This window comes from Neptuniibacter caesariensis (genome assembly GCF_000153345.1).
GTDB lineage: Bacteria > Pseudomonadota > Gammaproteobacteria > Pseudomonadales > Balneatricaceae > Neptuniibacter > Neptuniibacter caesariensis.
Map to the genome: position 1 here is coordinate 809,128 of NZ_CH724126.1, position 14,253 is coordinate 823,380.

Genomic DNA, 14,253 nt, shown 5'->3' on the forward strand with positions numbered 1-14,253 from the left:
CGATAAACTACTACTCAACCCTCCTTAAATAGCTTCTGAAATGTAGCTCAGGAACCTCAAAAGGAGTTAGCTATGTCATTACTGTTACTAGGTACGCAAAGTCTTCAGGCGAATCAGTCTGCTTTGGCTGTAACAGGTCAAAATATCAGTAACGTGAATACTGAAGGGTATTCGCGTCAGCGTCCTGTATTTGAATCCCGAGAGGGACGTGCTGGCGTCGTTCTGGAAGATGTTGATCGAATTGCAGATGCTTTCCTGAATAGACAGATCTGGACAGATAGTGCGACTTTTAGCAGCTATGATGCCTTTGAAGATTTTGCTAACGAACTGGATAACTTATTAGCTTCAGATGTTACCAGTGTATCTAAAGCGATGGATGATTACTTCGGTGCTTTGCAAACCGCAGTTGATGATCCGGTTAGCTTACCCAACCGAGAGCTGTTTATTGCTCAGACAGAAGCACTTGTTCAACGCTTTAATGATCTGGATGCAAATATTCGTCGACAGAATGACACGATTAATGGGCGCTTAGAGAGCAATGTCGCGGCTATTAATGTTATTTCTGCAAACATCGCGCAGCTCAACCAGGATATTGCGGTTGCCCAAGCATCGGGTAACGTGAATAGTGAATTGCTGGACAAGCGCGATGCAGAGCTGGAAGAGCTTTCAACCTATATTGGCTTTACGACGATTGAACAGCCTACCGGGGAAGTCAGTGTGTTTGTGGGTAACGGCGAACCGCTGGTGGTAGGGCTTAGTGCAAATCAGATGACAACTCTGTTTAGCCCTGCGGACAGTAGCCAGCTGAATATCGGTTTGCAGATTGGTAACAGTGTTGGTGATATCACTAACCAGCTTTCAGGCGGTAAGATCGGCGGTGTGATTGATTACCGTGACGATATCCTCGGTGATACCTTGGATGAAATGGGGCGTATTGCGCTGGTTTTGGCTGAAACTATGAACTCCCAGCACCAAAAAGGTATGGACCTTAATGGAGCTGCAGGAGGACTAATTTTTACTGATATTAATAGCGCATCGGCCGTATCCAGTCGGGTACTTTCTGCCCGTGATAATGCGACGCTTGTTACAGCAGGAATCACTATTAATGACGTAACAGCGCTTGAAGCAGCTGAATATTCCCTGGAATTTAATGATGGGAATACCTTTACGTTAGTGCGCGGCGATGATGAGCAGCGCTGGAGTAACAGTAATATTTCGCTTACTCAGGTGGCCAGTGCATCGGATGTTGATCAGGATGGTGAGTATTTCCTTGATACTGTCTCAGGCGATATGACCCTGCGTGTGGACGGTTTTACGTTAACTATGTCAACGCCAGGGGCCTTTGCTACTGGCGATCAGTTTATTCTACGCCCCACGCGTAATGCTGCTTCTGAAATCAGTGCAGAGATTAATATCGCCAGTCAGCTAGCCCTGGCAGCCCCTTTGGCAACTTCTGCTAGTGCTGAAAATACAGGGACAGGTACTATCTCTGTTTCCATTACAGATAAAGATTACAACGATCTATCTGCTGTGCCAGGTGCGATGACGCCGCCTGTCAATGTGTCTTTTTCGCCGCTGGCAACAGCGCCGGGAAGTATTAACAGTACAAATGATATTGAAGCCAGAGTAACAAATTCGACAGATCTGGCTAATGTACAGTTCCCGGTAACCGTAACTTATACAGCCGGTGCTCCAGGTACATATGCAGTGGTGGATAATGGTGGTACAACGCTTATCGCAGCAGGTGTGGCTGATGGTAATAATCAGGTAAATGTTCCTGGCTATGGATTGTTATTGGATGTAAATACGGTTCCGCAAAACGGTGAAACCTATCAGATTAGCCACATGTCCGACACAGGGGTTATGTCCTATGTGCTGACCGATGGTGATGGCGATCGAATGGTGGGTGATTACACGAGTGGCCAGTCTATACAGTTGAGTGGTTATGAGATCACGATTAATAACAATCCGAATGTAAATGACAAATTCACAGTGAATCCCAATACTGGCGGTGTCTCTGATAACCGAAATGCCCTGCTGATGTCCGATCTACAGTCAGCAAAATTGATTGAAGGCGCATCGTATCAGGACAAGTATGGGCAGACGGTAGAGCGTGTTGGTACCCAGGCCGCAGTCGCTCAGGTTAATGCTCAGGCGGGTAAGTCAGTATTAGATTCCAACAAAGAATTACGCGCCAGTATTGCCGGGGTAAACCTTGATGAAGAGGCGGCGAAACTGGTTCAGTATCAGCAGGCTTACCAGGCTTCTGCACAATTGATTCGAGCAGCGCAAACTATTTTTGATTCGCTGTTACAGAGTGTCTAGGAGATAGGTTATGAGAATCTCTACACAACAGGTATTTCTGAATAATATTGATAACATCAGTAAAACCAGTGCCGATGTATTTAAAACGCAGCAACAACTTTCCACAGGTAAGAAGGTTTTGCAGCCATCTGATGATCCTTTGGCTTCCGCGCAAATTCAGAAGTTCAAAAAAGAGATTGCACGTACGGAACAGTACAACAGCAATATCGAAGTATCGGAAAGGCGCTTACAGCTTGAAGAAAATACAATTGAACAGATCAATAACCAGTCTATACGTCTGCGCGAACTAACCATTCAAGGTAAAACCGGTACATTGAATGATACTGATCGTGCGGCGATTGCATCTGAAGTTGATCAAATTATTAAGTCCCTTGATGGTTTGATGAACACTAAAGATGTTCAAGGTGAATTCCTGTTTTCAGGGAATAAAGGTTTTACTGAGCCCTATACGATTGACCCTCGGACGGGGCGATATGTGTTTAATGGTGATGATGGCCAGCGCTTCCTTCAGGTAGGTCCTGAAACTAAAGTGGCTTCTACCGATTCAGGTTTTGATATTTTTGAAACTGTGCCTAAAGTTTCGGGTTATGTAATTGCGGACATCAACCAGACAAGCCAGCAGATAGCTTCTAATGAAATAAAGGATGCTGATGCTTTTGACGCCTTTACGGTTGAGAGAGGTGCTTTGCAAATAACTTTCAATGATGGTGCGGGTACTTTCTCTGTCACGGACAGCCAAACACCACCACAGCCGGTTTCAAGTGATGATACGCCTCCCGTGGTACTAACTAACGTTGCTTTTAATGATGGTGATGTTATTAAGGTTGCAGGTACAGAGTTGACGGTTGGTAATATTACCGCTGATTCGACAATAACCGTGGATGCTATCAGTCAGCACAATATTTTGAACACGGCGTTGGATCTGAAAGCGGAACTTGAGAATGCCGATTTCACCACTCAGGAAGGAAAAGATAAATTTAATGAGCGGATGGATCATATTCTGGAAAATCTCAGTGGTATTGAAGAGCTCAATGTTGGCACGCGTGCCAATATAGGTGGACGTTTGAATACCCTTGAGCAGCAGATGTCGGTGAATACGGATTATGAGCTGTTCACCACTGAATCTTTATCAGCCTTCGAAGACCTCGATTACAACGAAGCGATAAGTCAGTTCCAGTTACAGCAAACTGTTTTGCAGGCAGCCTATTCAAGCTTTGCCAGGGTTCAGGATCTGAATCTCTTTAACTTCTTACGATAGAAATCAGTTGTTTAAAAAGCCGGCATTTAGCCGGCTTTTTGTGCGTTGCGAAATGCAATGAACAATAATGTTATTTTAATTGCCTGTTAATGTTATCTGATTGCCCTTGAATCCCTTGGAATTGAAGGCTTTTTTCAAATCTGGTTTTTTTTGTTAGCAAAGCTGGTAGCTTTTGTTATTGGCGGTTTGCCTCCTTTGAACCATTCTTAATTACATAATCAAACAGCAGCAACTTCATTTCTTAAGTTCTATACCGCTGCATTTCCTACCCCGGTTTAGCTGGTGAAGGAAAGATAAAAATAAGATTGAGGATAATGACATGCCAGAATATAAAGCGCCCCTCCGTGATATGAACTTCGTTTTGAACGAAGTACTGAACACAGAGCAGCATTACCAGAGCCTGCCAGGTTGTGAAGAAGCGACTCCGGATATGGTATCTGCGATTATGGAAGAAGGTGCAAAGTTTGCTGAGCGCGTTCTTTCCCCTCTGAATCAGGTTGGTGATCAGCAAGGCTGCACCTGGGATGATGGTGCGGTAATCACACCTGAAGGCTTTAAAGAAGCTTATCAGCAGTTTGTCGAAGGTGGCTGGCCATCGCTTGCGCATGAAACTGAATACGGTGGTCAGGGGTTGCCAGAATCCCTGGGTATCCTGATCAATGAGATGGTGGGTACGGCTAACTGGTCATGGAGTATGTATCCAGGTTTGAGCCATGGTGCGATGAACACGCTGGATGCTCACGGAACCGAAGATCAGAAGCAAACTTATCTGACCAAACTGGTTTCAGGTGAGTGGACAGGCACGATGTGTCTGACAGAGCCTCATTGCGGTACTGACCTGGGTATGCTGCGTACCAAAGCTGAACCTCAGGAAGATGGTAGCTACAAAATCTCCGGCACCAAGATCTTTATCTCCGCGGGTGAACACGATATGGCAGATAATATTGTTCATATCGTACTGGCGCGACTGCCTGATGCGCCTGAAGGCACTAAAGGTATCTCTCTATTTATCGTACCGAAGCACCTTCCAGAGACACTGGGTGAAGATAACGGTGTTAGCTGTGGTTCGCTTGAACACAAGATGGGTATTCATGGTAATGCGACTTGTGTAATGAACTTTGATAATGCAACGGGTTACCTGATCGGTCCGGCAAATAAAGGCCTGAACTGTATGTTTACCTTTATGAATACGGCGCGTTTGGGTACTGCGCTTCAGGGGCTTGCACATGCGGAATGGGGTTTCCAGAACTCACTGGTATACGCAAAAGACCGTTTGCAGATGCGTGCATTAACAGGCCCTGCTCGCCCGGATAAGCCTGCTGATCCAATTATCGTTCATCCAGAAGTACGTAAAATGCTGCTAACCCAGAAGGCATTTGCTGAGGGTGGCCGTGCACTCATCTATTACTGCGCACAGCTCGTAGATAAGGTGAAGTTGGCTGAAGGTGAAGAGAAAGCTCAGGCAGATGCGCTGCTGGCTTTCCTGACCCCAATTGCAAAGGCCTTCCTGACAGAAGTTGGGTTCGAGTCTGCGAACCATGGTCTGCAGATCTTTGGTGGTCATGGCTTCATCGCAGAATGGGGTATGGAGCAAAACGTACGTGATAGCCGTATCTCCATGCTTTACGAAGGAACAACACAGATTCAGGCACTCGACCTCTTAGGTCGAAAAGTCCTGATGACTCAGGGCGAGTCTCTGAAAGGCTTTACTAAGATTCTGCATAAGTTCTGCCAGGCAGAATCGGATAATGCTGATCTTGCAGAATTTATCAAACCGCTGGTTGAACTAAACAAGGAGTGGGGCGATATCACCATGAAAGTAGGTATGAAAGCGATGCAGAACCGGGATGAAGTCGGTGCGGCGTCAGTAGATTACCTCATGTATTCCGGTTATGCCGTGCTGGGTTACTTCTGGGCGCGTATGGCGAAAGTCGCTCAGGAAAAACTGGCGGCGGGTGAAGGCGATGCTGCGTTCTACCAAGCGAAGATCAATACAGCGAAATTCTATTTCGAACGAATTTTGCCAAGAACACGTTCCCTTGTAGTGACTATGCAGTCAGGTGCTGACAACCTGATGTCGCTTGAAGAAGAACACTTCGCTTTTTAAGGCAGAGTTATGAAAAAGGCACTTAACAACCCGGTAGGCCGCACTTTGTTGCGCGGCCTGCTCAAACTAAATGCCAAACGTTATCAATTAAAGAATAAAAACGACAATGAGGTTTCTGAAATGGCCGATCTGAATGCGATTTTTACTGAAATGAAGAGCCGCTTTAATGCCGATGCAGCGGCGGGTACTGACGCGGTTTTTCAGTATGAGATCAGCGATGGTGGTGAGTGGTATGTGTCTGTTCAGGATGGTGGCTGTGAAGTTGCTGAGGGCAACAGCGGTGATGCTACGGTAACACTACGTATGGACAGCGCAACACTGGAAGAGGTAATGTCAGGTGAAACTGATGGTATGCAGGCATTCATGACTGGTCGTATCCAGGCCGATGGCGATATCATGCTTGCAACTAAGCTGGCTGCACTTTTCCCTGTAGCCTAAGCTTGTAGGGCGTGTGGTGCAACTACACGCCCTCGACCTGATACTCTTTAGAACCGATAAGGTTCTCTATAAAAATAATTATACGAGGAGCCTAAGATGGTGCAGCAGCTTCCTGCCGCCGATACGATTCCGGCTGATATAAACCCGTACGGATTTAAGACAATTCCTGATGTTCTGGCCTATACAACGCAGCAGTATGGACCTAGGCCTGCATTTACCAGTTTTGGCCGAACCATCGATTATGCTGAGCTGGATCGTTTATCCGCTGCGTTTGCTGTTTACCTGCAGCGGGAAACCAATCTTAAACCGGGTGATCGTGTAGCCATTCAGCTACCGAACCTTATTCAATATCCGATTGTGCTCTTTGGTATTCTTCGTGCGGGGATGGTGGTGGTTAATACCAATCCTCTCTATACCCCAAAAGAGATGGAACATCAGTTCCGCGATTCTGGCGCCAAAGCACTGATTATCCACAAAAGCATGGCGCACAATGCAGAGAAAATCATCGCCAATACTGATATTCAGCACCTGTTTGTCACTCAGGTAGGCGATCTTCACGATTTTATTAAGCGCAATCTGCTGAATGCGGCCGTTAAGTACCTTAAAAAAATGGAGCCGGATTACAACCTGCCGGATGCCATTCCATTGCGTTCGGCACTTTATCAATATGATGGTCAGCAGCCTACTCCCGTCGATGTGCAAACATCCGATGTGGCCGTTTTACAATACACCGGTGGTACGACAGGTGTGTCGAAAGGTGCCGTTCTAACCCATGCCAATCTTATTGCTAATATGCTGCAGGCCGAAGAGCGGTTAACCGTGCCAGGTGTAGACTGGACGGAAACCGTGATCTCACCACTTCCGCTTTATCATATCTACGCGTTTACGGTTGCGCAGGTAGTGTCACTGTTGGGCGGCCATAGTGTCTTGATTCCAAATCCACGAGATATCCCAGGCTTTGTTAAGGAGATGGGTAAGTGGAGGATGAGCACTTTTGTTGGTTTGAATACGCTATTTGTTGCGCTCTGCAATAATGAAAAGTTTAGTGAAGTAGATTTCACAAATCTCAAATTCACCGCCTCTGGTGGCATGGCGCTGAACCCCTCTACCGCGGTTATGTGGAAAGAGAAGACCGGTTGCGAAATTATCGAAGGCTATGGACTAACAGAGACATCGCCTGCGGTCTGTTTCAATCCGCCGGATGACAACAGGGTGGGAACAATTGGTCTGCCGATGTTGCATACGGATGTACGTATCATCGGGACTGATGGCAACGATGTAGTGGCCGGTGAAGCAGGTGAACTCTGCGTTAAAGGCCCACAAGTGATGCGCGGCTATTGGCAGCGTGAGAAAGAAACGGCTTCCTCATTCACCGATGATGGCTACTTCATTACCGGTGATATTGCGACCGTTGATGAGGAAGGTTATTTCCGTATTGTCGATCGTGCCAAGGATATGATTATTGTTTCTGGCTTTAATGTGTATCCAAATGAAGTTGAAGACGTTTTGACACAGCATCCGGACATTATCGAGTCGGCGGCTATCGGTATGCCTGATGATAAGTCAGGGGAAGTAGTTAAAGTCTTTGTCGTGAGTAGTAATCCAAACCTGACACGTGAAGAAGTGCGTGATTGGTGCAAGGATAAACTGACCCGCTACAAGGTGCCAAAAATGGTGGAGTTTGCCGAAGAGTTACCTAAATCTAATGTAGGTAAAGTACTTCGTCGCATGCTTAAAACACCGCCAACAAACTCTAACGCAGCCTGATCCGGCGGAGCTAAAGCATGCCTCTGTCGAGACCTGTTCGCCGTGCAACTCATCATAATCGCTTGGTGAATTGTAATGGCTACCTTCGTGAAGATGGTCTATGGGATATTGAAGCCCAAATGACTGATATTAAAACCCATGATGTGGATAACCCTGAACGTGGTGGCCATGTTCCTGCGGGGGAGGCGTTTCATGATCTGAGTATCCGCATCACGTTGGATACGACGCTGCTTATTCGTGAAGCTGAGGCTTGTATTGATCGTGCTCCCTTTCGCATGTGTGGTCGAATTGGCAGTGCTTTTCGAAAGCTGGAAGGGACCCGGATAGGTCCTGGATGGCAGAGGCAGTGTAAAGAGCTTTTGGGTGGTGTTGAGGGGTGTACGCATATGAATGAGTTGCTACCGGTACTTGCCACCACCGCGATTCAGACGATGTGGCCTAGCAGCGATAAAAACGTTCTCGCCGAAGGAGCTAAATTTATGCTCAATACCTGCCACACCTGGGGGCAAAGCAGCGATATGGTAAAACAGTATATTCCAGAACATTATCAAGCCGCTGATTTGATCCCGGTTGAGGAGCAACAATGATGGAACAGATTCTTACTCAGCTAAAAGGTAAAGTGCTTGAGATCACGCTTAACCGACCGGATAAGAAAAACGCACTGACCTTACAGATGTATTCTGAATTAACCACTGTTTTAAAAGCGGCTGATCAGGATGAAAAGGTTAATGCCATTCTGTTGAGTGGGGCTGGGGATTCTTTCTGTTCGGGTAATGATATTGCAGACTTTGTGGCTGCAGGAGATAGCCCGGATACCGTTAACACGATTCTAGGCTTCCTACATGCCCTCGCTGATTTTAGTAAGCCGGTTGTAATCGCTGTACATGGCGATGCTGTGGGTATTGGCACAACGATGATGCTGCACTGTGATCTGGTCATCGCTGCGACAAATCTGCGTTGTAAGATGCCTTTCGTTCAGTTGGGTCTTATTCCTGAAGCAGGCTCTACACTGTTATTGCCGAATATGATTGGACACCGCCACGCCTTTGAGCTGCTGGTGGAAGGGACTTCATTTGATGCGCAAAGAGCTTTTGAAGTCGGGCTCGTAAACAAAACTGTTTCTGAAAGTGACCTGCTAGCCGTTGCGCAAGGGAAAGCGGAAGGCTTGGCAAATTTGCCGCAAAAATCAGTTCGCAATTCGAAGCATCTGCTTAAAAAAGAGTATTTACAGCAACTTCATCGTGTCATCGATGAAGAGGGTAGCCTTTTCTATGAAAGCCTCTTTTCTGAGGAAGCGCGTCAAGCGTTGATGGGTTTCCTGCAAAAATGATTCTGAACCGTCAGTCCTAACGAATTACCTTCAAATTTTGATACCGGCTTACTATGGCCGGTCTTTTTATATAAGCATTTACTAAATTAGATAGATCCGTATAATCGGCTGCACAGATTATTGGTATGGGTCGGGCAAAAGTTTGAAGGCTTTTCAATGGCTCTAATGGTTCAGAGGGGAACCGGATATGAAAAAAATCCTATGTGCAGTGTTTCTTTTAGGTGCTTCTACCGTACATGCAGAAACGTTTTCGGTGAATATTCCAGAACTGCAGCAAGAAGGGAAAGGGGTTATAAAGCAACTTATTAACACCTTAGGTGGTGAGCTTAAGAAAGCTAAAGAGGAAGGCGGCGCACCGGCTGCAATCAGTGTCTGTAATACTAAAGCGGCCGATCTAACTGAAAATATCGGTAGTGCTTCTGACTGGCAAATCGCACGTACCAGCCTTAAGTTAAGAAACCCGGAAAACGCACCCGATCAATGGGAAAAAGCGGTTCTAGAGCAATTTCAGTCAAAAGCACGCCAGGGTGCAAATCTCAAAACGCTCGCTTTTTCACAGATCGTTGTTGATGTTGAAGGGCGTAAGGTTTTTCGTATGATGAAAGCGATTCCGGTGGGGGAGCAGTGTTTAGCCTGCCATGGTAGTAAGGTTCAGCCGGAGCTTAAAGCGCATATCATCGAATTGTATCCACAAGATCACGCAACAGGTTTTAATGCAGGGGACTTACGCGGTGCTTTTACGCTGAAAAAATACCTGTAAAGATACGTTACCTAAAGGGGAGCTGAGGCTCCCTTTTTTTTTGCCTGTAAAAAGGTTTGAACATGTTTGACAGTTTTTGCTAGCAAAGCTGATTGTTTATGTTTGCTGGTTAAGTGCCTCTGAGGCCTTTGTTTTCAGTGGTTTGATGAATATTGATATTTTTTGTCAGGAATGTAGCTGCTTTTTGTCATTGTTGATTTTTGCCTCAGAACTAAGATGGATACATAGCTTAGGGAAGAGGAACTATGCTTTATGTTCCTGATAATTCCCGCTAATAGCGAAGCCTGCTTTTTCAACAAATACGCAGGCTTCCACAATAACAATGAAAAGAGGCGGTTATGAAAGTACTGGTTGCCGTAAAACGAGTAATTGACTACAACGTGAAAGTTCGCGTGAAAGCGGATAACAGCGATGTTGATCTGGCCAATGTCAAAATGGCCCTGAATCCATTCTGTGAAATTGCAATCGAAGAGGCGGTTCGCTTGAAAGAAGCAGGTACTGCTTCGGAAGTGGTTGTGGTTTCTATCGGTAGCAAAAGTTGTGAAGAACAGATCCGTACAGCGCTGGCATTAGGCGCTGATCGTGGTGTCCGCATCGACACTGAAGATGGCCCGGATTCTCTGTCTGTATCTAAACTACTGGCAAAAGTGGTTGAGAAAGAAGCGCCGGGTATGGTGATTCTGGGTAAGCAGGCAATCGATTCAGACAATAACCAGACAGGGCAAATGCTGGGAGCCTTGTTGGACCGTCCTCAGGGTACTTTCGCATCTGAAGTTAAAGTTGATGGCGATAAAGTACAGGTAACCCGTGAAGTAGATGGTGGCCTGCAAACGGTCGAACTTGCTATGCCGGCGATTGTTACCACGGATCTGCGCCTTAACGAGCCGCGTTATGCCTCTCTGCCAAATATTATGAAAGCTAAACGTAAACCGCTGGAAGTGATCAGCCCGGATGATCTGGGTGTTACCGTATCCAGCAACCTTTCTCTGCTGCGTGTAGATCCTCCTGCTGAACGTCAGGCTGGGATTATGGTGGGCTCTGTAGATGAGCTGGTAGAAAAACTGCGCAACGAAGCAAAAGTGATCTGAGGAGGCTTACGTCATGACTATTCTGGTAATTGCAGAACACGATAACAATGAACTTAAGCCTGTCACGCTGAATACTCTCTCGGCTGCGACTGCAATTGGTGGAGATATTCATCTGCTGGTCGCTGGCAGTAACTGTCAGGCTGTGGCTGAGACAGCAGCACAGATTCCAGCGGTGGCAAAAGTGCTGTTAGCTGATAATGCAGCTTATGAGCATCAGCTAGCGGAAAATATGAGCAAGCTGGTTCAGACCCTAGCTTCTGATTATGGCCATATTCTGGCGTCAGCGACCACCACCGGCAAAAACTTCTTGCCACGCGTTGCCGCACTGCTGGATGTTAACCAGATCTCCGACATCATCGCAGTAGAGTCGGCCGATACCTTCAAACGTCCAATCTATGCAGGTAATGCGATCGCTACGGTTCAGTCTTCAGATACTGTGAAAGTAATCACCGTACGTGGTACTGCATTTGATGCGGTTGAAAGTGCGGGTGGTAGTGCAGAGGTTGCAGCGATTGGCGAAGCTTGTGACGCGGGTATCTCCAGTTTTGTCGGTGAAGAGCTGGCAGAGAGCGACCGACCAGAACTAACGGCTGCTTCAGTAGTTGTGTCAGGTGGTCGAGGCATGGGCAATGGTGAAAACTTTGACCTGCTCTACAGTGTTGCTGACAAGCTAGGCGCTGCGGTTGGTGCATCACGCGCAGCGGTAGATGCAGGCTTTGTACCTAATGATATGCAGGTAGGTCAGACCGGTAAGATGGTGGCACCCGATCTTTATATCGCTGTGGGTATTTCCGGTGCGATTCAGCACCTGGCAGGTATGAAAGATTCCAAAGTGATTGTGGCGATCAATAAAGATGAAGAAGCGCCCATCTTCCAGGTTGCGGATTATGGTCTGGTAGCAGATCTGTTTGAAGCCGTACCTGAACTGGAAACTAAGCTTTAATTAAAGATATAAGAATCCCAAAGTGCTCAGGCTATGCCTGAGCCCAAAATAAAAATACGGAGCAACTTAGATGCTTTTCGATGGACAAACGATTCAGGTGAAGCCGATCGAAGATGGGATCTACGATGTGGTTTTCAACCGCAAAGAAGATGCTGTTAACAAACTCGATCAGGCAACGCTGGCAGAACTGCGTGAAGCTGTAACTATGTTGGCGGGTACTGAAGGTATCCGTGGTGTGATTTTCTCCAGTGCTAAAGACAGCTTTATCGTCGGCGCGGACATCACCGAATTTATGCAGATGTTCTCGGCTACTGAAGAAGAGATTGTAGAAGGCCTGCTGAGCATTCATCAGATCTTCAATGCAATTGAAGATCTGCCATGCCCAACGGTCGCGGCTATTAATGGTCTGGCGCTTGGCGGTGGTTTCGAGGTATGTCTGGCAACCGATTACCGTGTACTGGCAAATAACGCCAAAGTTGGTCTGCCTGAAGTAAAACTGGGTATCTTCCCTGGATGGGGTGGTACAGTTCGTCTGCCGCGTCTGATTGGTGTCGATAACGGCAATGAATGGGTATGTGGTGGTGTTGAAAAGCGTGCCGATGCCGCTCTGACTGATGGCGCAGTCGATTCTGTTGTTGCGCCTGATCAGGTAGCCGCTGCAGCGCTGGATCTGATTAAGAATTGTAATGCCGGTAAGTTTGACTATGCTGCCCGTCGTGAAGAGAAGAAAAGCCCGATTAAACTAAACCAGATCGAGCAGATGATGGCGTTTGAATCGGCGAAAGGTGTCATCGGTGGTAAAGCGGGGCCTCATTACCCGGCACCAATGGCTGCTTTGAAAGCGATTCAGAAGCATGCGAACTTGCCGCGTGATAAAGCGATCGAAGTCGAAGCAAAAGGCTTTGTTAAAGTTGCTAAGACAGAGGTTTGTGCATCGCTGGTTGGTCTGTTCATGAAAGACCAGTACGTGAAGAAGGTTAGCAAAAGCTTCGAAAGCAAAGCTGAACCTGTTAAGAAAGCCGCTGTACTGGGTGCGGGTATCATGGGGGGCGGTGTGGCTTACCAGTCTGCCTCTAAAGGTACGCCGATCCTGATGAAAGATATCAACGACGCTGCTCTGGATCTGGGTCTGGATGAAGCGACAAAACTGCTGAACAAGCGCGTTTCCCGTGGTCGTATGGATGCTATGAAGATGGCCAGCGTTCTGAACAAGATCACACCCACTCTGAATTACGGTGATTTTGGTTCTGTTGATCTGGTCGTAGAAGCGGTTGTTGAGAATCCGAATGTTAAGAAAGCGGTGCTGGCTGAAGTGGAAGGCGAACTTCCAGAAGGCGCGGTACTGACGTCGAACACCTCAACCATCTCAATCACTGAGCTGGCAACAGCACTGAAAAAGCCAGAAAACTTCTGTGGTATGCACTTCTTTAACCCAGTGCATCAGATGCCACTGGTAGAAGTCATCCGTGGTGAGAAAACCTCTGAAGAGGCAGTCGCTCGTACAGTCGCTTATGCCAAAGCGATGGGTAAAACGCCGATTGTTGTGAATGACTGCCCGGGCTTCCTGGTTAACCGTGTCCTGTTCCCATACTTCGGCGGTTTCAGCGCACTGGTATCTGATGGGGCGAACTTCCAGCAGATCGATAAAGTGATGGAACGTTTCGGCTGGCCAATGGGACCTGCATACCTTCTGGATGTGGTGGGTATTGATACCGCACACCACGCGGATGCTGTAATGGCAGAAGGCTTCCCGGATCGTATGACTCACGAAGGCGAAAATGCGATTGATCGCATGTACAAACTGGAGCGTTTCGGTCAGAAGAACAGCAAAGGTTTCTACCGCTACGAACTGGACCGTAAAGGTAAGCCGAAGAAACTCGCTGATGAAGAAGTTCCTGCACTGCTTGCCGATGTGGTTGCTGAACCACGTGAGTTTAGCGATGAAGAGATCATCGCGCGTATGATGATTCCGCTGTGCATCGAAACGGTACGTTGCCTGGAAGATGGCATCGTAGCTACCCCGGCAGAAGCCGATATGGGGCTGATCTACGGTATTGGTTTCCCTCCATTCCGCGGCGGTGCGCTGCACTATCTGGACCAGATGGGTCTGGATAAGTTCTGCGAAATGGCGAAGCAATACGAAGCGCTGGGTCCGCTGTATCAGCCGACTGAGAAAATGAAACAGATGGCCGCTTCTGGCGAAAAATACTTTTCCGGTGAAAAGGCATAAGGGGTAG

11 protein-coding genes are annotated in these 14,253 nt (G+C 47.2%); all 11 read left to right on the forward strand.

Annotated features, from left to right (window positions below):
* The first annotated feature begins 72 nt into the window (after positions 1-72).
* The 11 genes from flgK (at position 73) to fadB (ending at position 14,246) form a co-directional block, all read left to right on the forward strand.
* Positions 73-2,325, forward strand: a complete 2,253-nt coding sequence (gene flgK / locus MED92_RS13490; protein WP_007022112.1) for a flagellar hook-associated protein FlgK — start codon at positions 73-75, stop codon at positions 2,323-2,325.
* Positions 2,326-2,335: 10 nt separating this feature from the next.
* Positions 2,336-3,583 carry a flagellar hook-associated protein FlgL gene (flgL, locus tag MED92_RS13495; RefSeq protein WP_007022113.1) on the forward strand — a complete coding sequence of 416 codons (1,248 nt, stop codon included), beginning with the start codon at positions 2,336-2,338 and terminating at the stop codon, positions 3,581-3,583.
* Positions 3,584-3,902: 319 nt separating this feature from the next.
* The gene (locus MED92_RS13500; RefSeq protein WP_007022114.1) at positions 3,903-5,690 is read left to right on the forward strand and encodes an acyl-CoA dehydrogenase C-terminal domain-containing protein; all 1,788 of its coding nucleotides are present in this window, start codon (positions 3,903-3,905) and stop codon (positions 5,688-5,690) included.
* Between the two features lie 9 nt (positions 5,691-5,699).
* Entirely contained in the window at positions 5,700-6,128 is a 429-nt protein-coding gene (locus tag MED92_RS13505; RefSeq protein ID WP_007022115.1) for an SCP2 sterol-binding domain-containing protein, read from the forward strand.
* Positions 6,129-6,224: 96 nt separating this feature from the next.
* Complete coding sequence (locus MED92_RS13510) at positions 6,225-7,895, forward strand: AMP-binding protein (RefSeq protein WP_007022116.1); 1,671 nt, start codon at positions 6,225-6,227, stop codon at positions 7,893-7,895.
* 17 nt (positions 7,896-7,912) lie between these two features.
* Positions 7,913-8,482, forward strand: coding sequence for a DUF2889 domain-containing protein (locus MED92_RS13515; RefSeq protein WP_007022117.1), 570 nt, complete (start codon positions 7,913-7,915; stop codon positions 8,480-8,482).
* The gene (locus MED92_RS13520; RefSeq protein WP_040662697.1) at positions 8,479-9,225 is read left to right on the forward strand and encodes an enoyl-CoA hydratase; all 747 of its coding nucleotides are present in this window, start codon (positions 8,479-8,481) and stop codon (positions 9,223-9,225) included. The genes MED92_RS13515 and MED92_RS13520 overlap by 4 nt, the downstream gene beginning before the upstream one ends.
* Before the next feature lie 187 nt (positions 9,226-9,412).
* Positions 9,413-9,985, forward strand: coding sequence for a Tll0287-like domain-containing protein (locus MED92_RS13525; protein WP_007022119.1), 573 nt, complete (start codon positions 9,413-9,415; stop codon positions 9,983-9,985).
* Positions 9,986-10,323: 338 nt separating this feature from the next.
* Positions 10,324-11,073 carry an electron transfer flavoprotein subunit beta/FixA family protein gene (locus MED92_RS13530; RefSeq protein ID WP_007022120.1) on the forward strand — a complete coding sequence of 250 codons (750 nt, stop codon included), beginning with the start codon at positions 10,324-10,326 and terminating at the stop codon, positions 11,071-11,073.
* 13 nt (positions 11,074-11,086) lie between these two features.
* A complete protein-coding gene (locus MED92_RS13535; protein WP_007022121.1) occupies positions 11,087-12,016 on the forward strand; it encodes an electron transfer flavoprotein subunit alpha/FixB family protein in 930 nt (309 codons plus the stop codon).
* A 70-nt stretch (positions 12,017-12,086) separates the two neighbouring features.
* Positions 12,087-14,246: a fatty acid oxidation complex subunit alpha FadB gene (gene fadB / locus MED92_RS13540; protein ID WP_007022122.1), complete on the forward strand. Its 2,160-nt coding sequence runs from the start codon at positions 12,087-12,089 to the stop codon at positions 14,244-14,246.
* The last annotated feature ends 7 nt before the right edge of the window (positions 14,247-14,253 follow it).

Coding starts and splice junctions, on each gene's coding strand:
- flgK (WP_007022112.1), top strand. CDS start 73: ATGTCATTACTGTTACTAGGTACGCAAAGTCTTCAGGCGAATCAGTCT.
- flgL (WP_007022113.1), top strand. CDS start 2,336: ATGAGAATCTCTACACAACAGGTATTTCTGAATAATATTGATAACATC.
- MED92_RS13500 (WP_007022114.1), top strand. CDS start 3,903: ATGCCAGAATATAAAGCGCCCCTCCGTGATATGAACTTCGTTTTGAAC.
- MED92_RS13505 (WP_007022115.1), top strand. CDS start 5,700: ATGAAAAAGGCACTTAACAACCCGGTAGGCCGCACTTTGTTGCGCGGC.
- MED92_RS13510 (WP_007022116.1), top strand. CDS start 6,225: ATGGTGCAGCAGCTTCCTGCCGCCGATACGATTCCGGCTGATATAAAC.
- MED92_RS13515 (WP_007022117.1), top strand. CDS start 7,913: ATGCCTCTGTCGAGACCTGTTCGCCGTGCAACTCATCATAATCGCTTG.
- MED92_RS13520 (WP_040662697.1), top strand. CDS start 8,479: ATGATGGAACAGATTCTTACTCAGCTAAAAGGTAAAGTGCTTGAGATC.
- MED92_RS13525 (WP_007022119.1), top strand. CDS start 9,413: ATGAAAAAAATCCTATGTGCAGTGTTTCTTTTAGGTGCTTCTACCGTA.
- MED92_RS13530 (WP_007022120.1), top strand. CDS start 10,324: ATGAAAGTACTGGTTGCCGTAAAACGAGTAATTGACTACAACGTGAAA.
- MED92_RS13535 (WP_007022121.1), top strand. CDS start 11,087: ATGACTATTCTGGTAATTGCAGAACACGATAACAATGAACTTAAGCCT.
- fadB (WP_007022122.1), top strand. CDS start 12,087: ATGCTTTTCGATGGACAAACGATTCAGGTGAAGCCGATCGAAGATGGG.